The following is a 22,537-nucleotide window of genomic DNA, read 5'->3' on the forward strand; positions in this document are numbered from 1 at the left end:
TTGGCGAGGGACTGGCCCGCAGCATGGCCCGCAAGGTTGACGATGCGTTCTTCGGCAGCCTCGCCAGCCCCGCCCCCGCCGGACTCGGCAGCCTCACCGCAACCGCCACCGCGACCGGTGAACTGTCATCGGTTGACGTGTTCGCTGACGCGCTCGCCGAGGCCGAGGCCGCAGGCGCAACCGTCACCGCGTTCATCCTGCATCCCGACGACGCGCTCGCGCTCGCCAAGGTCAGGGTTGCAATAGGATCCGCGCAGCCGCTACTCGGCACCGACGCCACCGCCGGAACCTCGAGGCAGGTACTCGGCATCCCCGTCCACGTCTCGTCCGCGCTCACCGCCGGCACCGCCTGGGCCGTCGACTCAAGCCGAGTCCTCACCGTCCTGCGCGACGACGTGCGACTCGAAACCGACTCGAGCCGCTACTTCGACTCCGACCGGGTCGCCGTCCGCGCCACCATGCGCGTCGGATTCGCGTTCCCCTCGCAGGGCGCCCTCGTGAAGATGACGCTCACCACCCCGGCCGAGTAGCACCCGCCGACCCTCGACGCCCCCGGCCACAACGGTCGGGGGCGTCACCAGCCGGAGAGGGGTGGGGGGTGACCCCCAGACACCCCACGGTGGCCCCCACGGCATTGCTTCCAATACCCCCGTCCCCCCGAAACACGGTCTTGCTGATCGTTTCCGCTGGTGGGGCGCTGCTTGTAGTTCGCCGCTATTCGACGTGAGGATGACCGATGGATCGCCAGTGTGACGAGTGTTCGACAGGGTTTGTGGCCCGGTCGCCGCGGCAGCGGTTCTGTTCTGACCGGTGTAGGTACCTCGAGAAGGACCGCCGGCGGATGCTCGCGTGTTCGGTGTGTGGCGAGCCGATGCACCGGGGGCCGACAGTGAGGACGGACGGGATGCAGCGCCATAACCGGTGCCAGCGTGTGCCGGTGGGAGAGGGTCACCGTTAAGACCAACGGACACCCTACGGGTGGCGGGGTCTTGACCCCTCCCCACGGTTTCCCACGAACCATCGCCGATTATCGCGTCATCGCACGACCTGTAGCCCTTCCGCAGAATGCGAAAAGGCTGTCGTGATCCCGGTCCGTCGCCTGGCCAGACTCAACGGTGGGATGCCGACCGCCGGTTCGGTCGGACTGTGCTGGTCACCGGGACTTCGGTTGGTTTGGGGCTAACCCGTCTGTAAACGCCCTAGATCGCACGCTGAGCGATCACCGCGCCAGTCGTGGCCCTGAGGGCCACAACCGCACGGAAACGGCTCAGGGAGCGAATCAGGGGGTGTTGTCGAGAAGGTGCCGGATCGCGGCGTCTCGCTCGTCGTCTACGAGCTGCGCGGCATCGAGTAGTGCTTGCCCGAGGTGGCGTGCCTCGTCGACGCTGAGCGACTGGGCCGGGGTGGTGCCGTTCCATAGCCACAAGCCGATGCCGGGCACGTCCTCGTGTAAGGACTGCTGGACCCGCACCCATGCGCGGTACTGGCGCTTGCGGCCCTCGATCGTGAAGTTTTCCCACACGACGCCGCATGTCCGCGAGCGGGTGCTGTAGGTCTCGCCGTTGTATTCGTGTTCGGTCTCGTCTTGCCACCACTGGGCGGTCATGCCGCCACCGCCTGCGCGGTGATGAGCACGGATGCGCGGGCCGCACGCGCGACCGGGTCGTCACCGTCGAGGAGGTAGTCGAGGGCGCCCGAGTCGACGGACTCGACGCCGCGGTGCTGGTATCCGGTGCGCCATTCCAGTGCAACGGTGGGGTGTGTGGGTATGCTCGTGGCATCCATGAGGGTCCGTTCCTCGTGGTCGTGGTCCCGGTGAGCTGCAACTCACGCGGGGCCGTTTGTGTTCATTACGACCTAGACGCGCATCCTGTGGAGGCCGGGGACCCTGTAGCGGTGTCCGGGCTTCGCACCGACAATATCGGCATGTCGTTCCACGGCTTCTACCGTCCGACCGGCTGATGGCACCCGACACCTGCCGGCACACCGACCCGATGACCGGGGTGGTCGCCGAGGTCGGCACCGACGGCGTCCCGGTGGGCCTGGCCCTTCCGGAGGCCCTCCTCGACCGCACGCCCGCGGAGGTGGCGCGCGCGGTCCTGCGCAGCCTCACCGCGGCCGCGGGCGACGCCCGCGATCTGCTGGAACGCCTCGCCGCCGACGACTGGGACGACAGGGACCCGGACGACGAGCCGGGCGGGTCTGTCAGGTGAGCGCCGGAGGACTGGACGTCGAGGCGTTCCTCGATCGTCTGCGCGGGATCGCGACCGAGTGGGAGTCGGCACACGACCAACTGGAGACCCTGCGCATCTCGACGACCAGCCGGGACCGACTCGCCACCGCGACCGCGGACTCCGGCGGGAGCGTGGTGGACCTCGTGTTGGCGCCCGGGTTGCGCAGGCACGGGTCCGAGGTGGTCGCGGCGTCGATCCTCGAGGCCACGTCGGCTGCCGTGGAGCAGGCCAACACCCGTCGGGCGGAGCTGGTCTCGGGCTCGGTGGCCCTCGCCGTGAGCGGTCGGAGGCGGGCAGCCGAGGACGCCGCCCGTCATCACACCGACCCCGCCCCGGCGGGCCGTGGCACCGCCTGACGAGCCGTGGATATGCTGACCGGCATGGCCAAGGACATCGTCCCGATCGAGCTCGGTCTCCCGGAGGGAGACGTCACGACCCTCTGGGCACCCAGCTGGCGGGAGGACAACGACGACTGGGAGGCGTTCCTCGGGCTGGACGAGGACCTCTACGCCTTCGACTCGACCGCCGAACTCCTCGCGCTGGTCCGCAGCGGCGCGGAGCACGATCTGCAGGACCACCCCTCGTGGGAGGAGTTCGCCGGATCGGACGTGCTCGCCTTCCGCGCCGCCGAGGAGAACTGCTACGACCTCGTCGGCGTCCTCGAGCTCCTCGGAGAAGATCCGACCGAGTCGTCGGTCGACGAGATCGATCAGTCCTTCGCGATCGCCCGCTCGATCGGCGAGGTGTGCGAACTGGACACCGTCACCAAGTTCTTCAACGGCAACCCGGTGCTCGCGTCCGTCACGCACGGCATGGACGAGTTCTACGGCCGCGACGGGCTCAAGCTGTGGAAATCCATCCGCAAGACGGTCGCCAAGGGCTGGGACGACGTCCTCGACGCCATTCAGGACGTCATGACCACCCCGGAGATCGACCGCGCCGAGGTCGAGCGTGCGCGCCGCGACCTGGAGACCGCCGAGGCCGCGCTCCCCGAGCCGGAGCCGGAGCCCGAGCCCGCCCCGACCGGGTACCCGGAGGGCTCGCTCTGGGAGAGCGTGGGGATCGACCCCGTCAGGATCGTGTTCGCCGACCAGGAGTACCTGAGTCTGCGTTGTTACCTGGGTGACCGGCCGGTGTTCCTCGGTGACGGCGACCAGGCGTACGTCTTCACCAGCGCTCGCGGCCTGTCCCGCTACCTGGCCGACAACGACGACGACACCCTGAGCCGGGTGGCCACCTACGAGCGCGTCAAGATCGCCGCGACCGACGGCAGCCTGGACGTGCACGTCACAGACGACAACGTGTACGTCCTGGCCGGGCTCGACCGCGACATCGAGGTCGGGCCGGAGATGGTGGACTCCGAGCAGCTCGGCCTGGCGGTCGAGTTCGTCACCGACCTGGCCAACTACGTCGGCGACGCCGAACTCGAGGCGTCGGTGACCGGGCGCGGGTCGGCGCTACGGCGCTACCTGCACTACGTCCTCAACCCCGACGACGCCAAGCTGCTCGAGCCGACCGCACCGTATGACGACGAGGCGTCCGAGTGGCGCGACCTGGTCGACGACGTCGAGAAGCTCGTCACCACGCCCGACCTCGCCTGATCCGGGGTGCGTCGTCCCCGGCGTCCGTTCCCGGACGGTCACCAGCCGCGCAGTAGCTCGGCCACCGCGCCCGCCGGACCGCGATCCGGGCCCGTCCCGAACGCGGCCGCCACCTCGTCGAGTGCGGCCGGCAACCGTGCCGCGTCGCCCGCGTGGACGGTGGCCACCACCTCGCCGGCGCGGACGTGCTCGCCCTCGACGCGGTGCAGCATCACACCGGCGCCCGGGGCGACCGCCTCGCCGGGGCGGGTCCGCCCCGCCCCGGCCAACCACGACGCGCGGCCGACCCCGAGCGCGTCCCACCTGATCGGACCCGACACCGGGGCCCGCACCTCCTCGACGTGCGCCGCCCGCGGTAGGACCGCGTCCGGGTCCCCGCCCTGCGCGGAGATCATCGCCCGGTAGGAGTCCATGGCCCGCCCGTCCGCCAGCCGGGCACGCGGGTCGGCGTCCGGGATCCCCACCGCGGCGAGCGCCTCCAGCGCCAGCGCGCAGGTCAGGTCGACCATGTCGGCAGGCCCCCCGCCGGCGAGGATCTCCCGCGCCTCGGCCACCTCGAGCGCGTTGCCCACGGCGCGACCGAGGGGCGTGTTATTGGCGGTCACCAGGGCACTGGTCCGCACACCGGCGGCGGCGCCGATCCCGACCATCACCCGCGCCAGCTCGGCGGCGTCGGCGGGGTCGGGCAGGAACGCGCCGGAACCGAACTTCACGTCCAGCACCAGCGCACCGGTGCCCTCGGCGATCTTCTTGCTCATGATGGACGCGGCGATCATCGGGATGGACGGGACGGTGCCGGTGACGTCCCGCAGCGCGTAGAGGGCCCGGTCGGCGGGGGCGAGGTCCGCCCCGGCAGCGCAGATCACGGCCCCGGTCCGCGTCAGGACGGCCCGCATCTCGTCGGCGTCGAGGTCCGCGCGCCACCCGGGGATGGACTCGAGTTTGTCGAGCGTGCCGCCCGTGTGGCCAAGCCCCCGGCCCGACAGTTGCGGCACGGCCACGTCCCACGTCGCCAACAGCGGTGTCAGAACGAGGGTGATCGCGTCGCCCACGCCGCCGGTGGAGTGCTTGTCGACGGTGGGCACCACCCTGCCGCCGCGGGTCAGATCGGACAGGTCCATCCGGGTTCCGGAGCCCACCATCGCCGTGGTCCACCGGGAGATCTCCCGGTCGGTCATCCCGCGGAAGTAGATCGCCATCGCGAGCGCGGACATCTGCTCGGGTGCGACGACCCCGCTGGTGAACCCGTCGACGATCCAGTCGATCTCGTCGTCGTCGAGTTCCCGCCCGTCCCTCTTCGCCTCGATGATCCGCACGGCGTCGTGTCGCGCGCTCACACCAGATCCACTCACCGCAGGTCCCCCGGTCCGAAGGCGTCCGGGAGGAGCTCGGCGAGGCGCACCGCGCCGCGCGCGGTGTGGACCACCAGCCCGGGGCCGCCGTGTTCGTGCAGGAGTTGTCGGCAGCGTCCGCACGGCGCGAGGGGGTCCCCGGTGTGGGAGACGACGACGAGCTCGAGCAGTCTCCCACCCCCGGTGCGGTAGAGGTCGGAGACGAGGGAGCACTCGGCGCACAGGGTCAGGCCGTAGGAGGCGTTCTCGACGTTGCACCCGACGACCATCCGCACCCGCCCGTCGGGGTCGCCGGCGGGCGGGTCCGCGTCCGGGCCGACGGCCAGCGCGGCGGCCCCTACCCCCAGTCCGGAGTACGGACGGTAAGCCCCCCGTGCGGCGTCGAGGGCGGCGTCGGTGAGGCCGGCGACGATCGCGTTGTGTTGTGCTGCGGTTTCGTCCTGGGACACCTGGCTTACCCCTCGGTAACATCTTTTAGGCTTCCCTAACTGGGAGAACCCGCTCGGTCCACGGTACCCACCCTGCTTTCGCCCGGTCAGATCTCAGGTCTAAAGTCCTAGTAGGCGCCCGCTGTGCTCTCGGGCCGGAACGCGCGCCGATGGCATCAGGCCCAGACGATTCGGAGGCACGACAAGCCCATGAGTACTGCGCAGGCGCCGGCGCGTCCGGCCCCCACAAAGAAGCTCAACCTCTACAAGGGTGACCCGGGGATGTGGTCCTGGGTCGCGCACCGCATCTCGGGCGTCGCGATCTTCTTCTTCCTCTTCGTCCACGTGCTCGACACCGCGCTCGTCACGGTGAGCCCGGAGAGTTACAACGCGGTCATCGACACGTACAAGACCCCGATCGTCGGCCTCATGGAGATCGGCCTGGTCGCGCTCGTGCTCTTCCACGCCCTCAACGGTCTCCGGATCGTCCTCATCGACTTCTGGTCGAAGGGCGCAAAGTACCAGCGCCAGATGCTGTGGGCCGTCCTGGCGATCTGGGTCGTGGTGTTCGCCGCGGCCACCGCCCGCCTCCTCTTCCTTCTCTTCCAGCACCTCTAAGGGGAACGATCACCATGGCAGACGCACCTGTTCTCCAGACGTCCTACGACCGGCCGGCCTCCCTGGCGCAGCCGCGCTCGCCCCGCCTGCGCTCGCGCGGCAACTTCGAACGCTCGGCGTGGATCTTCATGCGCTACTCGGGCGTCGCGCTGGTCATCCTCACGATCGGTCACCTCACCGTCGGTCTGATGATCGACGAGGGCGTCCACCGCATCGACTGGGCGTACGTGGCGGACCGCTGGCAGAGCCCGTTCTGGGCCGTGTGGGACCTCCTCATGCTCTGGCTGGCCATGCTCCACGGCGGCAACGGTGTCCGCACCGTCATCGCGGACTACTCCCGCAAGGACTCGACCCGGTTCTGGCTCAACTCGATCCTGTTCGTCGCCACCGGCCTCGTCCTGGTCCTGGGCACCTACGCCATCTTCGGCCTCGCCTACGACCTCTGACCGCGGCCGTCTTCGTCTGCGGACTTCACCTTTCCGAAAGCGAGCACTGAGTAACCCATGACCGATCGTCAGGTCCACCAGCATCAGTACGACGTCGTGATCGTCGGCGCCGGCGGCGCAGGTATGCGCGCGGCCATCGAGTCGGGCCCGCGTACCCGCACCGCGGTCCTCACCAAGCTCTACCCCACCCGCTCCCACACCGGCGCCGCCCAGGGCGGCATGTGCGCCGCCCTCGCGAACGTCGAGGAGGACAACTGGGAGTGGCACACGTTCGACACGGTCAAGGGCGGCGACTACCTCGTCGACCAGGACGCCGCGGAGATCATGGCCAAGGAGGCCATCACCGCCGTCATCGACCTGGAGAACATGGGCCTGCCGTTCAACCGCACGCCCGAGGGCAAGATCGACCAGCGGCGCTTCGGCGGCCACACCCGTGACCACGGCAAGGCGCCCGTGCGTCGCGCCTGCTACGCGGCCGACCGCACCGGTCACATGATTCTGCAGACGCTCTACCAGAACTGCGTCAAGCACAACGTGGAGTTCTTCAACGAGTTCTACGTGCTGGACCTGTGTCTCACCGAGACCCCCGAGGGTCCCGTCGCCACCGGCTGCGTCGCCTACGAGCTCGCCTCCGGCGACCTGCACGTGTTCCACTCCAAGGCCACCGTCTTCGCCACGGGTGGCTCGGGCCGCATGTACAAGACCACCTCGAACGCCCACACCCTCACCGGTGACGGCATGGCCGTGGTGTTCCGCAAGGGCCTGCCGCTGGAGGACATGGAGTTCCACCAGTTCCACCCGACCGGCCTCGCCGGCCTGGGCATCCTCATCTCCGAGGCCGTCCGCGGTGAGGGCGGCATCCTGCGCAACGCGGACGGTGAGCGCTTCATGGAGCGCTACGCCCCCACCATCAAGGACCTCGCGCCCCGTGACATCGTCGCCCGCTCGATGGTCCTGGAGGTCCGCGAGGGCCGCGGCGCCGGCCCCGAGAAGGACTACGTCTACATCGACGTGACCCACCTCGGTGCCGACGTGCTCGAGGAGAAGCTGCCCGACATCACCGAGTTCTCGCGCACCTACCTCGGCGTGGACCCGGTGACCGAGCTCGTACCGGTCTTCCCCACCTGCCACTACGTCATGGGCGGTATCCCGACCAACGTGCAGGGCGAGGTGCTGCGCAACTCCGAGGACGTCGTCCCCGGCCTCTACGCCGCGGGCGAGTGCGCCTGCGTGTCCGTCCACGGCTCCAACCGTCTGGGCACCAACTCGCTGCTGGACATCAACGTGTTCGGCCGCCGCGCCGGCATCGCCGCCGCCGAGTACGCCGCGGGCCATGACTTCGTCGAGCTGCCCGCCGAGCCCGAGCAGATGGTCCGTGACTGGATGGAGCGCATGCTCGCCCCGCACGGCAGCGAGAACGCCGCGGACATCCGCAGCGAGATGCAGGCCATGATGGACGACAAGGCGTCGGTCTTCCGCACCGAGCAGTCGCTCACCGAGGCCCGTGACGAGCTCCGCGCCCTCAAGGCCCGCTACGCCGACGTCACCGTCTCGGACAAGGGCAAGCGCTTCAACACCGAGCTCCTGGAGGCCGTCGAACTGGGCTTCCTGCTGGAGCTGGCGGAGGTCACGGTCGTCTGTGCCCTCAACCGCAAGGAGTCCCGCGGCGGTCACTCCCGCGAGGACTACCCGGACCGCGACGACGCCACGTACATGAAACACACGATGGCGTTCAAGGAGGGCGGTCTCGACCTGCTCTCCGACATCCGGCTGGATTGGAAGCCGGTTGTGCAGACCCGCTACGAGCCGATGGAGCGTAAGTACTGATGAGCACCGCAGTCGACACCACCAAGGCCAACGACGGCAAGGACCCCGGCGCCAACCGTCCCGTGCCGCCCGGCTCGACCATGGTCACGCTGAAGATCGCCCGGTTCAACCCGGAGGATCCGGACTCGGCCGGCTGGAAGGAGTACGAGGTCCCGGCGCTGCCGTCCGACCGTCTGCTCAACCTGCTGATGTACGTCAAGAACTACATCGACGGCTCGCTCGCGTTCCGTCGCTCGTGCGCGCACGGCGTCTGCGGCTCGGACGCCATGCTGATCAACGGCGTCAACCGACTGGCGTGCAAGGTCCTCATGAAGGACATGCTGCCCAAGGACGGCAAGTCCATCACCATCACGGTCGCCCCGATCCGCGGGCTGCCGGTGGAGAAGGACCTGTACGTCGACATGGAGCCGTTCTTCAAGTCGTTCCGTGACGTGATGCCGTACCTCATCACCTCCGGCAACCAGCCGACCGCCGAGCGCATCCAGTCGCCGACGGACCGCGCCCGTTTCGACGACACCACCAAGTGCATCCTCTGCGCCTGCTGCACGACCTCCTGCCCCGTGTTCTGGGCCGACGGGTCCTACTTCGGGCCGGCGGCGATCGTCAACGCGCACCGGTTCATCTTCGATTCGCGTGACGAGGGCGCCGCCGAGCGGCTCGAGATCCTCAACGACGCCGAGGGCGTGTGGCGCTGCCGCACCACCTTCAACTGCACCGACGCGTGCCCCCGTGGCATCCAGGTGACCCAGGCGATCCAGGAGGTCAAGCGCGCACTGCTGTTCGCGCGCTGATCACCGGGTAGCCACCACGCCGGCGCGCGTCGTTCCGACGTCGCCTCGCAGCACCGGCCGGGGCCGCATTCTCCACAGACGGAGAGTGCGGCCCCTCCGCCGTTTCCTTCCCTCGCGGCCCCTCGCCTCCCCGGCAGCCGCACGCCGGGGCAACTGCCTGCCCGCTGCGACCCCAGCCGCACGCCCGGGGAGCGGCTGCAGGGCGAGGGCGGGTCAGACCCGGGCCAGCGGGTCCGACCCGAGGCGACGTCGACCGGACGTAGACTCGACCTCCGTGACCAGCACCCGACGACGGCCCGTCCAGCGAGCCGCCGGCCTCGTGACCGCAGCCCTCGTCGCACTGGCACCGCTCGCGGCAGCGGCACCCGTGACAGCAGTGGAGCCGGCTCCCGCCGTTCCGCTGACGGAGCCGCCGCCGGCCGCCGTGCTGCCGTCGACCACGTCGCCGTCGTACTTCGACACCCCGCGCGACATCACCGGGTGCCCGCACCGCACCACACCGCCCGCTCCCGTCGACGAGTCCGAGGTCCCGCTCCCCGGGCAGACGTCCCCGACCCCTCCCCCGGTGCCCGACACCCCTCCGGGCGGTGACGGGCTCGCCGGCTGCGAGGTCGTGGCGCCCGACGGATTCGAGGTGCCACGCGACGTCACCGCCAGCGCGTGGCTGGTCTCCGACCTGGACACCGGCCAGATCGTGGCGGCCAAGGACCCGCACGGCCGATACCGCCCCGCGAGCGTGATCAAGACACTGCTCGCCTCCGTCGCGCTGGACTCGCTCGACGTCGACCGGGTCGTGGAGGTCACCGACGCGGACCTCGAGGGGGCCGAGGGCAGCCTCGTGGGCATCGGGCCGGGCGGCGAGTACTCCGTGGGACGGCTCCTCAGCGGCCTGCTCATGGCCTCCGGCAACGACGCCGCGGTGGTCCTGGCGCGGCAGCTGGGGGGCATCGAGGAGACGTGCGCCGCGATGAACGCGCACGCCGTCGCGCTCGGGGCCCGCAGTACGTATGTCGCCACCGTGAACGGCCTCGACGGCCCGGGCATGATGTCCACGGCCTACGACATGTCGCTGATCTTCCGGGACGCGATGGCCCGCCCGGCGTTCGCGGAGATCGTCGCCACCCCGTCCACGGGCTTCCCCGGATACCCCGCTGGTCCGGGCACCGAACCACCGGATCCGGCGGCGGTACCGGAGCACACCGGCCCGACGATGGGCGCGGACGGGGTCCTGATCAACCCCGGCTTCGTGCTGGGCAACGACAACCTGCTGCTCCACAACTACCCGGGCGCGATCGGCGGCAAGACCGGTTTCACCGACGATGCCCGGCACACGTTCATAGGGGCGGCCGAGCGGGACGGTCGGCGGCTCGCGGTGGTGCTGCTCGACGGCACGCGTGTGCCCAGCCCGCCGTGGCAGCAGGCGGCCGCGTTGCTGGACGCGGGGTACGCGGCGGGCGACTCGGACCCTGTGGGCGTGCTCGAGGCCGGGCCGCAGGACTCGACCGATCACGCGACCGAGCATCTGGCCGGCGGCCTCGGCGGGGCGGGCACGCCGGAGACGGCGATCGTCGGCGGCTCGGTGCTCGAGCGCTACAGCACGTGGCTGGCGCTGGGCGCGGCGGGACTCGTCGTGGTGGCCGGGGCGGTCCTCACACTGCGGTCACGGAACCAGCCCGCGGGCCCGGCCCCACGTCCGTAGCGGCCGCCGCGTCGGCGCGTACGGTCGGGGAACGGCCGGGGAACGGCCGGTCAGGAGACAACGCCGGCGCCGGCGAGGATGACCCGCAGTCGCCCGGCGCACTCGTCGACCGGGGTGCGGGCGTCGGAGTCGTCGGCCGTCTCGACGAGGGCGCGGAGGAGGACGACGACGACGAGGTCGGCCGCGATGTCGATGGAGGTGTCGTTCGCTCCGGAGAGCGTCTCGAGCCGACCCAGGGTGATCCCCAGCCGACGGCGGGCGGAATCGACGGCGGCCGCGAGGACCCGGTGGTCGGGATGCGCGGTGTCGACCAGGCCGCGCGCGAGCATGGCCCAGGTCTGCGGATCCCGGGTGGCGGCGGCGGAGGCCAGGCGGGGCCAGTCGGTCGCGGGGTCGTCGGTCGCGGCGGAGATCAGCTCGTCGATGAACGACCCGAGGGCGTCGGCCGCGCCGGTCGCGAGTTCCGAAGCGAGGTCGTCGACGGACTCGAAGTGCCGGTAGAACGCGGTGGGGACGATGCCGACCTCGCGCGCGAGTTCGCGGACGACGAGCCCGGTGAAGCCGCGCGTGGCCACCCCGTTCCGGCCCGCCTCGACGATGAGTGCACGGGTGTGCCGCTTCTGTTCCGCACGTGTCCTGGGCGTCGTCACATACGCCATCCTATCGCCAGCCAGGTCTGACGCGCCGGAGACCACCCCGTGCACGGGGTGTGGGCCGGGCCACAAATCGACCCCCTTCCCATTTCGGAGAACGGCTGTACACTCAAAAACGTCCGGTGGTCGAACCGGACGGATGCGCACCCCGACCGCGACGGCACCGACCCGGTGCGAGGCGCGATGACCGCCGGAGAGTGGCCGCATCCGACGGCGTCCGACCACACCGACCCACATCCTCAACGGAGGTCCACATGACCGCCCCGCCCATCCGCAGACTCTTCTCCCGCCGGGTCACGCGCACCCTGCTCACCCCCCATCCGGTCGAACACTACGTCCGCTCCCTGGGCGTGGACTGGTCCGACGACCCCACCGGGGCGACCGTCGTGGCAGTCGACCGGCCGGTCCCCGACGTCACGGTCCTCACCCTGCGGTTGCCCGCCGGGGTCGACCGGCCCGCACCCGGCGCCGCGCTCGAGATCGGGGTCGTGGTGGACGGCGTCGTCCACCGCCGCCACTACTCCCCCGTCGATCCGGCGTCCCGCCGTGACGGGCTGGCGACCATCGCCGTCCGCAGGCACCCGGACGGCGTGGTCTCGAACCATCTCTGGGACGAGGCCGCGCCCGGGATGCGACTGCTCCTGGGCAACCCGGTCGGCGAGATGGCGTTGCCCGAGGCCCGCCCCGCCGATGTGCTGCTGGTCAGTGGTGGCAGCGGCATCACCCCGATGCTGGCGATCGCCTCGACGCTCGCCGCGGACGGCCACTGCGGCGACGGGGCGCCCGGCCGCGTGGCGTGGCTGCACTACGCCCGCCGCGTGGAGGACGTGCCCTTCCGGGACCAGCTCCGTGAGCTGGCCCGGGCAGGGGTGACGGTCACGGTGGTCCCCACCGCCGAGGGGACGACCCCGAGCGGCCTGGCCGGTCACCTCTCCGCCGACCATCTCGAGGAGACAGCCCCCTGGCACGATGACGCCGCGGTGTTCCTCTGTGGCCCCGAGCCGCTGGCCCGTGGCCTCGAGGAGGTCCTCGGCGCCGAGCGGTTCTCCGGCGTCCTGCGTGAGCGTTTCACCTCCGCGACCGGGCCCGTGCCCGACGGCGACGGAGGCACCGTGACCCACCTGCGTAGCGGCGTCACCGCCCGGAACGAGGGAACCACCCTGCTCGAGGGCGCCGAGGCCGCCGGCCTGCGCCCCCAGCACGGGTGCCGGATGGGCATCTGCCACACCTGCACGGCCGTGCGCGTCTCCGGCACCACCCGGGATCTTCGCACCGGCGAGATCGACGCCACTCCTGACTGCCACGTCCAGATCTGCGTCAACGCGCCCGTGGGCGACGTCGAGATCGAGCTCTGACCACCTTCACCACCACCCGCCCGGAACGACCCGGAAGGACCCCATTATGACACTCCTGCAACTGCCCGGCCTCCGCCCGAAGAAGTCCACCACGCCGAAGGCATCCAAGGCTGCGAAGCCGCCGAAGGTCGGCGGCAAGACCTCCGACAAGGCGGCCGGCAAGTCCGCCGACGCGAAGACCGCGAAGACCCCCGGCCCCGAGCCGATCGTGCTGTCGGCCGAGTCGGTCGAGATCATCGGCCACGAACTCGATGCCATCCGCGACCGCGTGAGGGCCGACCTCGGCACCGCCGACCGCGACTACATCCTGCGGGTGGTGCGCACCCAACGCCGCCTGGAGTTGGCCGGCCGCGGGCTGATGTTCCTCGGCTTCCTGCCCCCGGCCTGGCTGGCCGGCGTCGCCGCGCTGAGCGCGTCCAAGATCCTCGACAACATGGAGATCGGCCACAACGTCATGCACGGCCAGTACGACTGGATGCGCGACGACATGCTCCACTCCTCGAGCTTCGAGTGGGACAACGTGTGCCCGTCGGACCAGTGGCGGCACTCGCACAACTACATGCACCACACGTACACCAACATCCTCGACCTGGACCGCGACATCGGTTACGGCCTGCTGCGGATGGAGTACGAGCAGAAGTGGACCCCGCTGCGTCTGGGCAACCCCGTGTACGCGTTCGCGCTGATGATGCTGTTCGAGTGGGGCGTGATGATGCACGACCTCGAGTACGACAACGTCCTCAAGGGCAAGCGCAAGTGGTCCGACGTCAAGGGCCTGCTCGCCGGCTGGTGGAACAAGGTCCGCGGCCAGGTGGCCAAGGACTACATCGTGCACCCGGCGCTGACCGGCCCGCTGTTCCCGCTCACGTTCGCCGGCAACCTCACCGCGAATGTCGTCCGCAACATCTGGGCGTTCTCGGTGATCTTCTGTGGCCACTTCCCGTCCGGCGCCCAGGTGTTCACGCAGGAGGAGACGGCCGAGGAGACCCGCGGCGAGTGGTACGTCCGGCAGATGCTGGGGTCGGCCAACATCTCGGGCAGCCCGTTCATGCATCTGGCGACCGGCAACCTGTCGCACCAGATCGAGCACCACCTGTTCCCGGATCTTCCCGCGCACCGCTACCCGGAGATCGCGGACGAGGTGCGCGCGATCTGCGAGGAGCACGGCCTGCCGTACACGACCGGACCGTTGTGGAAACAGGTCGCGAACGTCTGGTCCAAGATGTTCCGCCTGGCGCTGCCCCTGCCTCCCACCGCCGCGGACACTCCTGCGGTGATCATCGAACGCAGGAAGACTCCCGTCGCCGCCTGAGCCGCGGGTACCGTCTAAGGGCATCACCGACGAAGGGAGCGGTCCATGAGCGACTTCGAACGCAACAAGGACCAGGTCCAGGCAGGTGTCCAGGCGGGCGCGTCGCTGGTGGGACGGATCGCCGTCATCATCACGGACGCGATCGGCTCGATCGCCAAGGAGGTCGGCGACTTCGTCACCGAGGGCATCGAGATGCGCGAGGCGGCCAAGATCTCCCGGCGAGCCGAGCGGAAGGACGGCGAAGCGATCGATCTCGACGGCATCGAGGACGGCGACCTCCAGGGTTGACACGCGCGACGGGGCTCGGTGGCCCCCGGTCGCCGGGACGCCGAGACGCCGCCCAACTCCACCGCGCCAGGCAATCCACCTATCGAATTGCGATCCACCTAGGGAATTCCGTAGGTGGATCGTAATTCGATAGGTGGATCTTGGATTGAGGCTCAGCCTCGGGGAGCCGGTGAATGGTCGCGTCCGCAACGGTGGCAGGATCGTCGACCGTGACGATCATCGCCGCAGCGGACGGCTCCGCCCTCGGAAATCCCGGCCCCGCCGGCTGGGCCTGGTACATCGACGACTCGACGTGGCGCTGCGGCGGCTGGAAGCGCGGCACCAACAACCAGGGCGAGCTCACCGCCGTCCTGGACCTGCTGCGCCAGACCGCGCACGCCCCGGAGCCCCTTCACGTGCTGTGCGACTCGCAGTACGTCATCAACTCCATCACCAAGTGGATGGCGGGCTGGAAGCGCAAGGGCTGGAAGAAGTCCGACGGCAAGCCCGTGCTCAACGTCGAGGTGATGAAGGCCCTCGACGAGGCCATGCAGGGCCGCAAGGTCACGTTCGAGTGGGTCAAGGGCCACGCCGGCCACGAGCTCAACGAGAAGGCCGACGTCCTGGCCAACGGCGCCGCAAAAGCGCATGCCGCCAAGAAGGAGCCGGAGGCCGGCCCGGGTTATCCGGGCGCGCAGGCCGTCGGCGCCGGCGACGACCCGGCCGCTCCCCCGGCGGCGGGTGGCACCGTTCGGCGGTCGGAGTCCGCGTCGGTGCCGGCGTCCGCCCCGGCAGGCGGGGGCAAGACGAGGGAAACGACGACGAAGGTGACGACGACGAGGGCATCCTCCGCCGCCGAGCCCGATCTGTTCTCCCTGGCCGACGACGCCGACGAGGCGCCGGACCGGACGGACCTGGACCTGGTCGTGGATCTCGAGCGGTCGCTTCTCACGGAGGCGGTCCGGGGTGACCGCGCCCGGCTGGAGGAGCTGCTGGATCCCTCGTGGAGCCACGTGTGCGCCCGGGGCGAGGTGTGGTCCCGCGCAGACAGGCTCGCCGCCGCCGGATCATCCGGTCGGTCGACGGCCGAACGCACGCTGGACCTCATCGAGGCCCGCCGGGTCGGGGCGGAGTCGATCCTGCTCGTGTGGCGGGAGCGGTCGGGCGACGGTTCCACGCTGCGCAGTTCGGTCTGGGTCCGCTCCGGCGGGTCGTGGCGTCAGACGTTCCAGCAGGGGACCCCGGAGGCCTGAGCCCCGACCCGCACGAGAAGGTGCCCCTCACCGCGTCCGGTGAGGGGCACCATTTCCCGGCGCTGGCGGGCGCCTACAGGCCACCGAGAAGCAGGTGGAGGAGATCGCCGACGATTCCGATGAGACCGGCAACTAGACCCATTGTGTGACTCCTTGTCAGGTGGCGGGATACGACTGCTCGCCGGAGCTTCGTCTCCGATGAGCTGGGCCCGACTCTAAGGACGTAGTGTGACGCCGGCGTTTCAGTTGACGATCATCATCGTGAACTCGACCGTCCCACCATTTACTACACCTGACTAGTAGCTTTCGGGCCTATCATCGCTGGTCAGCCGCGGCGGGGAGCAGTGAAGCCGACTGCCTGGTACACCTGCGAGAGGACCGGGCTCGCCACCGCGCGGGCACGGTCCGCGCCGTCGGCGAGGATCCGTTCGAGCTCGGCGCGGTCGGACATGTACTCGTCGAACCGGCCCCGCAACGGGGTCACGAACGCCTCGAGCGCGTCGGCGGTGTCGGTCTTCAGGGCCCCGTAGCCGGCGCCGGCACTCTGGTAGTCGGCCACGATGTCGGCGATCGGTCGCCCGGAGAACGCCGACTGGATCGCCAACAGGTTGGACACCCCCGGCTTCATCTCGCGGTCGTAGCGGATGGTGCCGTCGGAGTCGGTGACCGCGCTGCGGATGCGCTTGGCGGAGACCTTGGGGTCGTCGAGCAGGTTGACGATGCCCTTCGGGTTCTCACCGGACTTGCTCATCTTGGCGGTGGGATCCTGGAGGTCGTAGATCTTGGCGGACCCCTCGAGGATCTTGCCCTCAGGCACCACGAAGGTCTTCTTGTAGCGGGAGTTGAACCGCATCGCCAGATCACGGGTCAACTCGAGGTGCTGACGCTGGTCCTCGCCCACCGGCACCAGGTGCGGGCGGTAGAGCAGGATGTCGGCGGCCATGAGCACCGGGTAGGTGAACAGACCCACCGTGGTGCCGTCGGTGCCCTGCTTGGCGGCCTTGTCCTTGAACTGCGTCATCCGGGCGGCCTCGCCGTACCCGGTGATGCAGCCCAGCACCCACGCCAGCTCGGCGTGCTCGGGCACGTGCGACTGCACGAACAGCACCGACCGGGCGGGGTCCACCCCCAGCGCGAGCAGCTGCGCACAGCCGCGGAAGACCCGCTCGCGCAGCTCCTTGGGGTCCTGCTTGACGGTGATCGCGTGCAGGTCGGGGATGAAGTAGTACGCGTCGTAGTCGTCCTGCAGCTCGACCCACTGCCGCACCGCGCCCAGGTAGTTGCCGAGGTGGTACGAGTCGGCGGTCGGCTGGATGCCGGACAGGACACGCTGGCGCTTCGCGGGAGCTGCGGAGGAGGACTGCTCAGACATGGCGTTCATCTTCCCACGTCCCCGACCACCCACCGCCCACGCCCTCGCGCGGCCGGTCGCCGCACTGTCAGCGGTCGGCGGGCGGCGCCATCTCCGGCGGGAATCCGCCCGTGGCGATCGGGCCCCAGTCGTCGACGGCCACCCGGATGAGGCACTTGCCCTGCCGCACCATCGCCGCCCGGTACTCGTCCCAGTCGTCGTGCTCCCCGGCGACGCTGCGGAAGTACTCCACCAGCGGCTCCACCGCCTCGGGCAGGTCGACGACCTCCGCCGTGCCGTCGAGGTGGACGTACGGGCCGTTGAAGTCATCCGAGAGCACGCACACACTCACGGCCGGGTCGCGGCGGATGTTGGCCACCTTCGCCCGCTGCGGATAGGTGGCCACGACGAGCCTGCCCTCGGAGTCGACACCGCAGGTCACCGGCGACGTCTGCAGCCCGCCGGACGACCGACGGGTGATGAGGACGGCGCGGTGCCGGGGGCGGACGAAATGGTCGAGGCCGGCTCGATCGGGACGTTCAGCGGTCGCATACTTCGGCATGGTGCCGAGGTTACGGACCCGTCCCCCGCGTGGCATCCGTGGCCGCGGGCCCGATCTCAGAAGTCGCCCTCGTCGTCGTCACCACTCGTCTCGGACCCACTCGTCCCGGACCTACTCGTAGACGACGGTGACCGGCGCGTGGTCGGACCACCGCATGTCGTACGCGCTCGCCCGGTCCACGCGATCAGACACCGCCCGGTCGACCAGGCCGTCGGACACCACGTGGTAGTCGATCCGCCAGCCCGCGTCGTTGTCGAAGGCCTTGCCTCGCTGGCTCCACCACGAGTACGGGCCGATCTCGTCGGGGCGGCGATACCGCACGATGTCGGTCCAGCCGCTGCCGTCGGCGAAGACGTCGGTCATCCACTCCCGCTCGTGCGGCAGGAAACCGGAGCTCTTGTGGTTGCCCTTGTGGTTCTTCAGGTCGGCCTCACGGTGGGCGATGTTCCAGTCGCCGCAGATGACCATCTCGTGACCCTCGCGGGTCTTCAGATGCCCGGCCCGCTCGGCGAGGTACTCGCGGAAGGTCCCCAGGAACCGGTCCTTCTCGTCCTGCTTGGGGGTGTCGGCAGACCCCGAGGGCAGGTAAAGGCTGGCGACGGTGACGGTCTCACCGTCGACGGCCCCGGGGTAGACGGCCTCGATGTAGCGGCCGGCCTCCTCGAACTCGTCGTCGCCGTGCCCGACGCGCACGTCGGTCGGCTCGGCGCGGGACAGGATCGCCACACCGGCTCGACCCTTGAGCGAGGACGGAGCGCCCACCAGATGCCACCCGGCGTCGAGGGCGGGAGCGAGCGCCTTACGGGTCTGGTCGGAGTCGGCGCGCACCTCCTGGAGGGCGACGACGTCCGCCCCGCTGCTCTCCAGCCAGGGCAGGAATCCGAGGTTGGTTTCCGACCGCTGCTTGACGGCGGCGCGGATCCCGTTGACGTTGACGGTGCTGACGGTGAGGCTCACGGCCCACAGGCTACCGATCGCCGGGAACGTGACGGTTCGGCTACCCCGTCGCCGTCCGCCGCGCCGCCCAGACCGCGCCCACCAGGATCGCGAGACCCGCCGCCGCCAGGGCCGCCCCGGCGAGCGCCGGGGACGTGTAGCCGAAGCCCAGGGCGATCACGGCCCCGCCGAGCCACGCGCCCAGCGCGTTGGCGGCGTTGAGGGCCGAGTGGTTGAGCGAGGCGGCGAGCGTCTGTCCCCTGCCCGCGTATGTCATCAGTCGGGACTGCAGCCCCGGCACCAACGCGGATCCGGTCGTGCCCACCAGGAACAGACCCACCAGCGCCGTGACGGGATGGTGCGCGGCGACGGCGAACAGCGCCAGCACCACGGTCATCACCGCGGCGATCGCGACCAGCCCGCGGTCGAGGTCCCGGTCCGCAACCACACCGCCGAGCAGGTTGCCGGCCACCATGCCGAGTCCGTAGACGGCGAGCACCGCGGGCATCCAGCCGGGATCGATCCCGGCGACGTCGACCATCGTCCACTGGATGTAGGTGTAGACGGCGAACATGCCGCCGAACCCGACGGACCCCACGGCGAGCGTCGCCAGGATCTGTGGCCTCGCCAACGCGGCGAGCTCCTCGCGCGCCCTGACGACCACCGTCCCCGTGGGTTCGGGGACGACGACGAAGATGGCCGCCACGGTCAGCGCGCCGATCACCCCGACCGCGAGGAAGGCGGACTGCCACCCGATCGTCTCCCCGAGCCAGGTCGCCGCCGGGACACCGATCACGTTCGCGACCGACAGTCCGAGCAGCACCTGGGACACCGCCCGCGCCTGCCGTCCGGGGCCCGCGAGGGAGGCCGCCACCAGGGAGGCGACCCCGAAGTACGCCCCGTGCGGGATTCCGGCGACGAACCGGGCCGCCACCAGGATCTCGGCGGTCGGGGCGAAGGCCGCCGCGACGTTGCCCGCGGTGAACATCGCCATGAGGACCAGCAGGAGGGTGCGGCGCCGCCACCGTGAGGTCCACACGGTCAGCAGCGGGGCACCCACGACCACGCCGAGCGCGTAGGCGCTGATGACGTTGCCGGCCTGTGGTTCGGTGAGCCCGAAGCCCTCGGCGATCGACCGCAGCAGTCCCATCGCGGCGAACTCGGTGACGCCGATGCCGAACCCGCCCAGCGCGAGCGCGAGGATCGCCAGCGCCACACGGCGAGGGGTGGGTGCGGCGGGCTCGGTGTCCGGCGCCGGGGCGGCTGCGGGGCTCGTGGTCACCGACGAAGGCTACGCCCACCACCCCGGCCGGGCCTGCCACGTCAGCCCGATCAGGGGGCGGTGCGCATGAGGCGTCGGCCACCGTAGACCAGCGCGAACGCCGTGACGTACATGACGATGCTGTAGACGGCGGCCGCGAGCCCGACCTCCTCGTCACCGATCACGGTGAAGGCGATCAACAGCGTCAGGGTGGTGTTCTTGATTCCGAACTCCACAGCGATCGCGATCTGCTCCGCCCGCCTCAGCCTGCTCACCCATGCCAGGAGGCCGCCGAGAACGATCAGTGCGAGGTTGAGGACGATCACGGCGGGGCCGACGGTCACGACGAGGTCGACGATCCGGTCCCGTTCGCCGAGGACGATCCCCACGATGAGCAGGACCAGCACGACGAGGCCCACGATCCCGACGTAGCGCTCGATGCGGGAGGCGAGCGCGGGCCTCCTGGCACGGAGGATCATCCCGATCGCGACCGGGATGAGGATGACGCCCAGCAGGAGTCCGAAGGTCTGGCCGAGAGGGACGGTCACCTCCTCGTCCGCGGCTCCGGGGATGAGGCGCGCGCCGATGCCGAACCACATCGGCAGGGTGAGGATGACGGCGACGGAGGTGAGGGCGGTGAGGATGACCGAGAGGGCGACGTTGCCGCGGGAGAGATAAGTGATGAGGTTCGACGTCGCCCCGCCCGGCGTCGCGGCCACGAGCACCACCCCGAGCGCCAGCATCGGCGTGAGGCCGAAGAGCAGGGCCACACCGACACCGACCAGCGGAACCAGGACCAGTTGGCCGAACAGTCCGACGATCGTGGCCCTGGGCGATCTGGCCTGGACCGCGAAGTCCTCCCTGGTCAGACTCAACCCGATGCCGACCATGATGATGGCCAGGGCGATCGGCAGGCCGATATCGACCAAGGGGCTCTGATCCACGGACGTCTCCTGGGCTCACGACGGAACGGCTGGCCACGCCTGTGACGTGGACCACTGTCCGACTACGGTAACCGATCGGGCGCCGCCGCGACCCCACACCGGCGGGCGCGGGGTCGTCGCCGAACGGTGGGCGCGCGGGATCAGGCCTCTGCTCGGGTGCGCTTGAGATTCTCATCCAGCGCCGCGAGGAACTCCTCCGTCGTGAGGTGTTCCTGGCCATCGCCGACGAGCAGCGCGAGGTCCTTGGTCATCTGCCCCTCCTCGACGGTCTTGATGACCACGTCCTCGAGTTGGTGGGCGAACTCGATGACCTCCGGGGTGCCGTCGAGCTTGCCGCGGTGCTCGAGACCCCGGGTCCACGCGAAGATCGAGGCTATCGGGTTGGTAGAGGTCGCCTTGCCCTCCTGGTGCTGCCGGAAATGCCGCGTGACGGTGCCGTGGGCGGCCTCCGCCTCGCAGGTCTTCCCGTCCGGGGTGAGCAGGACGGAGGTCATCAGACCGAGTGAGCCGAACCCCTGGGCCACGGTGTCGGACTGCACGTCACCGTCGTAGTTCTTGCACGCCCAGACATAACCGCCCTCCCATTTGAGCGCGGAGGCCACCATGTCGTCGATGAGGCGGTGTTCGTAGGTCAGGCCGGCCTTGTCGAACTCGTCCTTGAACTCGCGGTCGAACACGTCCTGGAAGATGTCCTTGAACGCGCCGTCGTAGGCTTTCAGGATCGTGTTCTTGGTGGACAGGTACACCGGGTACCCGCGGTCGAGACCGTAGTTGAACGAGGCCCGCGCGAAGTCCTCGATCGACTTGGTGAAGTTGTACATCCCCATGACCACCCCGCCCTCCTCGGGCAGGTTCACGATCTCGTGTTCGATCGGCTCGGACCCGTCGGCCGGCGTGTAGGTGATGGTGACCTTTCCCGGGCCGGGGGCCTTGAAGTCGGTCGCCTTGTACTGGTCGCCGAAGGCGTGGCGGCCGACGATGATCGGTTTGGTCCAGCCGGGGACCAGTCGCGGGACGTTGGAGATGATGATCGGCGCGCGGAAGATCGTCCCGCCGAGGATGTTCCTGATGGTCCCGTTGGGTGAGAGGTACATCCGCTTGAGCCCGAACTCCTCGACGCGGGCCTCGTCGGGCGTGATGGTCGCGCACTTGACGCCGACGCCGTGCTTGGCGATGGCGTTGGCCGCGTCGACGGTGATCTGGTCGTCCGTCGCGTCACGGCTGGTGATGCCGAGGTCGTAGTACTCGAGATCCACGTCGAGGTAGGGGTGGATCAGCTCGTCCTTGATGAACTTCCAGATGATGCGGGTCATCTCGTCGCCGTCGAGTTCCACGACGGTCCCGTCGACCTTGATCTTCGACATCGGATCCTCTTTCCCCGCCCGGCCCTTGTGGGGCCGACGCTGTCGGCCCTTACGTGACGTAGGTCTCACTTTACTGCTCGGCACGGTCCGGAGCCGCCGCTGCGACGGGTAACCCCTCGTTGCCTCCGTCGAGCGGCTTAGGCTAGCCTGACCCCAGGTCATGAGTTCCAGCGGAAAGCCCCGGCTCGCTGGACGGCAACCCTCCACCGCGGTGGGGTGCCCCGGGAGACGACCTGGCCACCACCCGACCGGGTGACGGGCAAGCGCGGGTCCGCTGTCGTCA

24 protein-coding genes and 1 riboswitch are annotated in these 22,537 nt (G+C 69.9%); of the genes, 13 read left to right on the plus strand and 11 right to left on the minus strand.

All coding sequences use genetic code 11. The features are described 5' to 3' along the window. A partial coding sequence (locus tag AC3DEV_RS13835; RefSeq protein WP_488372484.1) for a phage major capsid protein occupies positions 1–530 on the plus strand: 530 nt, incomplete at its 5' end. A gap of 749 nt (positions 531–1,279) precedes the next feature. Here AC3DEV_RS13835 and AC3DEV_RS13840 read toward each other — a convergent pair. After that, a complete protein-coding gene (locus AC3DEV_RS13840) occupies positions 1,280–1,606 on the minus strand; it encodes a hypothetical protein (RefSeq protein WP_488372485.1) in 327 nt (108 codons plus the stop codon). Next, positions 1,603–1,785, minus strand: a complete 183-nt coding sequence (locus AC3DEV_RS13845) for a hypothetical protein (protein WP_488372486.1) — start codon at positions 1,783–1,785, stop codon at positions 1,603–1,605. The genes AC3DEV_RS13840 and AC3DEV_RS13845 overlap by 4 nt, the downstream gene beginning before the upstream one ends. A 176-nt stretch (positions 1,786–1,961) precedes the next feature. On the opposite strand from AC3DEV_RS13845, the gene AC3DEV_RS13850 reads away from it, so the two are divergent. The 3 genes from AC3DEV_RS13850 to AC3DEV_RS13860 are packed head-to-tail and all read left to right on the plus strand — an operon-like array spanning position 1,962 to position 3,835. Then, positions 1,962–2,213 (plus strand): hypothetical protein, encoded by a 252-nt coding sequence (locus tag AC3DEV_RS13850; RefSeq protein WP_472981243.1) that lies wholly within the window; start codon positions 1,962–1,964, stop codon positions 2,211–2,213. Further along, a complete protein-coding gene (locus AC3DEV_RS13855; RefSeq protein WP_067712187.1) occupies positions 2,210–2,590 on the plus strand; it encodes a YbaB/EbfC family nucleoid-associated protein in 381 nt (126 codons plus the stop codon). Before AC3DEV_RS13850 ends, AC3DEV_RS13855 begins: the two co-directional genes overlap by 4 nt. 12 nt (positions 2,591–2,602) lie before the next feature. After that, positions 2,603–3,835, plus strand: coding sequence for a primosomal protein (locus AC3DEV_RS13860; RefSeq protein WP_488372531.1), 1,233 nt, complete (start codon positions 2,603–2,605; stop codon positions 3,833–3,835). A gap of 38 nt (positions 3,836–3,873) precedes the next feature. On the opposite strand, the gene AC3DEV_RS13865 is transcribed toward AC3DEV_RS13860, so the two are convergent. Next, the gene (locus AC3DEV_RS13865) at positions 3,874–5,172 is read right to left on the minus strand and encodes a thymidine phosphorylase (RefSeq protein ID WP_488372487.1); all 1,299 of its coding nucleotides are present in this window, start codon (positions 5,170–5,172) and stop codon (positions 3,874–3,876) included. A gap of 11 nt (positions 5,173–5,183) precedes the next feature. Next, complete coding sequence (locus tag AC3DEV_RS13870) at positions 5,184–5,636, minus strand: cytidine deaminase (protein WP_488372488.1); 453 nt, start codon at positions 5,634–5,636, stop codon at positions 5,184–5,186. A gap of 189 nt (positions 5,637–5,825) precedes the next feature. Between AC3DEV_RS13870 and sdhC the strand changes: the two genes are divergently transcribed. The 5 genes from sdhC to AC3DEV_RS13895 all read left to right on the plus strand — a co-directional run bounded on the left by sdhC (position 5,826) and on the right by AC3DEV_RS13895 (position 10,996). Continuing rightward, positions 5,826–6,233 (plus strand): succinate dehydrogenase, cytochrome b556 subunit, encoded by a 408-nt coding sequence (gene sdhC / locus AC3DEV_RS13875; RefSeq protein ID WP_082923680.1) that lies wholly within the window; start codon positions 5,826–5,828, stop codon positions 6,231–6,233. A gap of 14 nt (positions 6,234–6,247) precedes the next feature. Then, on the plus strand, positions 6,248–6,679 hold the full coding sequence (locus tag AC3DEV_RS13880) for a succinate dehydrogenase hydrophobic membrane anchor subunit (RefSeq protein WP_120286191.1): 432 nt from the start codon (positions 6,248–6,250) through the stop codon (positions 6,677–6,679). Positions 6,680–6,736: 57 nt separating this feature from the next. Next, on the plus strand, positions 6,737–8,506 hold the full coding sequence (gene sdhA, locus AC3DEV_RS13885; protein ID WP_472981245.1) for a succinate dehydrogenase flavoprotein subunit: 1,770 nt from the start codon (positions 6,737–6,739) through the stop codon (positions 8,504–8,506). Next, complete coding sequence (locus tag AC3DEV_RS13890) at positions 8,506–9,297, plus strand: succinate dehydrogenase iron-sulfur subunit (RefSeq protein WP_119192275.1); 792 nt, start codon at positions 8,506–8,508, stop codon at positions 9,295–9,297. The genes sdhA and AC3DEV_RS13890 overlap by 1 nt, the downstream gene beginning before the upstream one ends. 274 nt (positions 9,298–9,571) lie before the next feature. Beyond that, a complete protein-coding gene (locus AC3DEV_RS13895; protein WP_488372489.1) occupies positions 9,572–10,996 on the plus strand; it encodes a D-alanyl-D-alanine carboxypeptidase family protein in 1,425 nt (474 codons plus the stop codon). A 50-nt stretch (positions 10,997–11,046) separates the two neighbouring features. Here AC3DEV_RS13895 and AC3DEV_RS13900 read toward each other — a convergent pair whose 3' ends face one another. Beyond that, complete coding sequence (locus AC3DEV_RS13900; protein WP_488372490.1) at positions 11,047–11,646, minus strand: TetR/AcrR family transcriptional regulator; 600 nt, start codon at positions 11,644–11,646, stop codon at positions 11,047–11,049. Positions 11,647–11,903: 257 nt separating this feature from the next. Between AC3DEV_RS13900 and AC3DEV_RS13905 the strand changes: the two genes are divergently transcribed. From AC3DEV_RS13905 to AC3DEV_RS13920, 4 genes are all read left to right on the plus strand, one after another. Continuing rightward, positions 11,904–13,004 (plus strand): flavin reductase family protein, encoded by a 1,101-nt coding sequence (locus tag AC3DEV_RS13905; protein WP_440221101.1) that lies wholly within the window; start codon positions 11,904–11,906, stop codon positions 13,002–13,004. 46 nt (positions 13,005–13,050) lie between these two features. Further along, positions 13,051–14,316, plus strand: coding sequence for a fatty acid desaturase family protein (locus AC3DEV_RS13910; protein WP_488372491.1), 1,266 nt, complete (start codon positions 13,051–13,053; stop codon positions 14,314–14,316). Positions 14,317–14,361: 45 nt separating this feature from the next. Then, on the plus strand, positions 14,362–14,604 hold the full coding sequence (locus AC3DEV_RS13915) for a hypothetical protein (protein WP_069389963.1): 243 nt from the start codon (positions 14,362–14,364) through the stop codon (positions 14,602–14,604). Between the two features lie 173 nt (positions 14,605–14,777). After that, a complete protein-coding gene (locus AC3DEV_RS13920; protein WP_488372492.1) occupies positions 14,778–15,836 on the plus strand; it encodes an RNase H family protein in 1,059 nt (352 codons plus the stop codon). Positions 15,837–16,161: 325 nt separating this feature from the next. Here AC3DEV_RS13920 and trpS read toward each other — a convergent pair whose 3' ends face one another. From trpS to AC3DEV_RS13950, 6 genes are all read right to left on the minus strand, one after another. After that, on the minus strand, positions 16,162–17,208 hold the full coding sequence (trpS, locus tag AC3DEV_RS13925) for a tryptophan--tRNA ligase (RefSeq protein ID WP_488372493.1): 1,047 nt from the start codon (positions 17,206–17,208) through the stop codon (positions 16,162–16,164). A gap of 67 nt (positions 17,209–17,275) precedes the next feature. Continuing rightward, positions 17,276–17,749: a PPOX class F420-dependent oxidoreductase gene (locus tag AC3DEV_RS13930; RefSeq protein WP_488372494.1), complete on the minus strand. Its 474-nt coding sequence runs from the start codon at positions 17,747–17,749 to the stop codon at positions 17,276–17,278. 111 nt (positions 17,750–17,860) lie between these two features. Further along, the gene (locus AC3DEV_RS13935; RefSeq protein ID WP_488372495.1) at positions 17,861–18,706 is read right to left on the minus strand and encodes an exodeoxyribonuclease III; all 846 of its coding nucleotides are present in this window, start codon (positions 18,704–18,706) and stop codon (positions 17,861–17,863) included. Between the two features lie 40 nt (positions 18,707–18,746). After that, a complete protein-coding gene (locus AC3DEV_RS13940) occupies positions 18,747–19,967 on the minus strand; it encodes an MFS transporter (protein ID WP_067712515.1) in 1,221 nt (406 codons plus the stop codon). 50 nt (positions 19,968–20,017) lie between these two features. Continuing rightward, entirely contained in the window at positions 20,018–20,890 is an 873-nt protein-coding gene (locus AC3DEV_RS13945) for a bile acid:sodium symporter family protein (RefSeq protein ID WP_067712517.1), read from the minus strand. Between the two features lie 140 nt (positions 20,891–21,030). Continuing rightward, positions 21,031–22,254, minus strand: coding sequence for an NADP-dependent isocitrate dehydrogenase (locus tag AC3DEV_RS13950; RefSeq protein ID WP_159148803.1), 1,224 nt, complete (start codon positions 22,252–22,254; stop codon positions 21,031–21,033). Between the two features lie 156 nt (positions 22,255–22,410). Further along, positions 22,411–22,526, plus strand: a riboswitch (SAM riboswitch). Positions 22,527–22,537 lie beyond the last annotated feature (11 nt).

It is taken from the genome of Dietzia sp. IBK-p2-15D (assembly GCF_057773105.1).

Bases quoted from the DNA above. Each gene is read 5' to 3' on its own strand.
- AC3DEV_RS13950 (WP_159148803.1), bottom strand. From the start codon at position 22,254: ATGTCGAAGATCAAGGTCGACGGGACCGTCGTGGAACTCGACGGCGAC.
- AC3DEV_RS13890 (WP_119192275.1), top strand. From the start codon at position 8,506: ATGAGCACCGCAGTCGACACCACCAAGGCCAACGACGGCAAGGACCCC.
- sdhA (WP_472981245.1), top strand. From the start codon at position 6,737: ATGACCGATCGTCAGGTCCACCAGCATCAGTACGACGTCGTGATCGTC.
- AC3DEV_RS13845 (WP_488372486.1), bottom strand. From the start codon at position 1,785: ATGGATGCCACGAGCATACCCACACACCCCACCGTTGCACTGGAATGG.
- sdhC (WP_082923680.1), top strand. From the start codon at position 5,826: ATGAGTACTGCGCAGGCGCCGGCGCGTCCGGCCCCCACAAAGAAGCTC.
- trpS (WP_488372493.1), bottom strand. From the start codon at position 17,208: ATGTCTGAGCAGTCCTCCTCCGCAGCTCCCGCGAAGCGCCAGCGTGTC.
- AC3DEV_RS13850 (WP_472981243.1), top strand. From the start codon at position 1,962: ATGGCACCCGACACCTGCCGGCACACCGACCCGATGACCGGGGTGGTC.
- AC3DEV_RS13905 (WP_440221101.1), top strand. From the start codon at position 11,904: ATGACCGCCCCGCCCATCCGCAGACTCTTCTCCCGCCGGGTCACGCGC.
- AC3DEV_RS13860 (WP_488372531.1), top strand. From the start codon at position 2,603: ATGCTGACCGGCATGGCCAAGGACATCGTCCCGATCGAGCTCGGTCTC.
- AC3DEV_RS13920 (WP_488372492.1), top strand. From the start codon at position 14,778: ATGGTCGCGTCCGCAACGGTGGCAGGATCGTCGACCGTGACGATCATC.
- AC3DEV_RS13930 (WP_488372494.1), bottom strand. From the start codon at position 17,749: ATGCCGAAGTATGCGACCGCTGAACGTCCCGATCGAGCCGGCCTCGAC.
- AC3DEV_RS13915 (WP_069389963.1), top strand. From the start codon at position 14,362: ATGAGCGACTTCGAACGCAACAAGGACCAGGTCCAGGCAGGTGTCCAG.
- AC3DEV_RS13880 (WP_120286191.1), top strand. From the start codon at position 6,248: ATGGCAGACGCACCTGTTCTCCAGACGTCCTACGACCGGCCGGCCTCC.
- AC3DEV_RS13910 (WP_488372491.1), top strand. From the start codon at position 13,051: ATGACACTCCTGCAACTGCCCGGCCTCCGCCCGAAGAAGTCCACCACG.
- AC3DEV_RS13840 (WP_488372485.1), bottom strand. From the start codon at position 1,606: ATGACCGCCCAGTGGTGGCAAGACGAGACCGAACACGAATACAACGGC.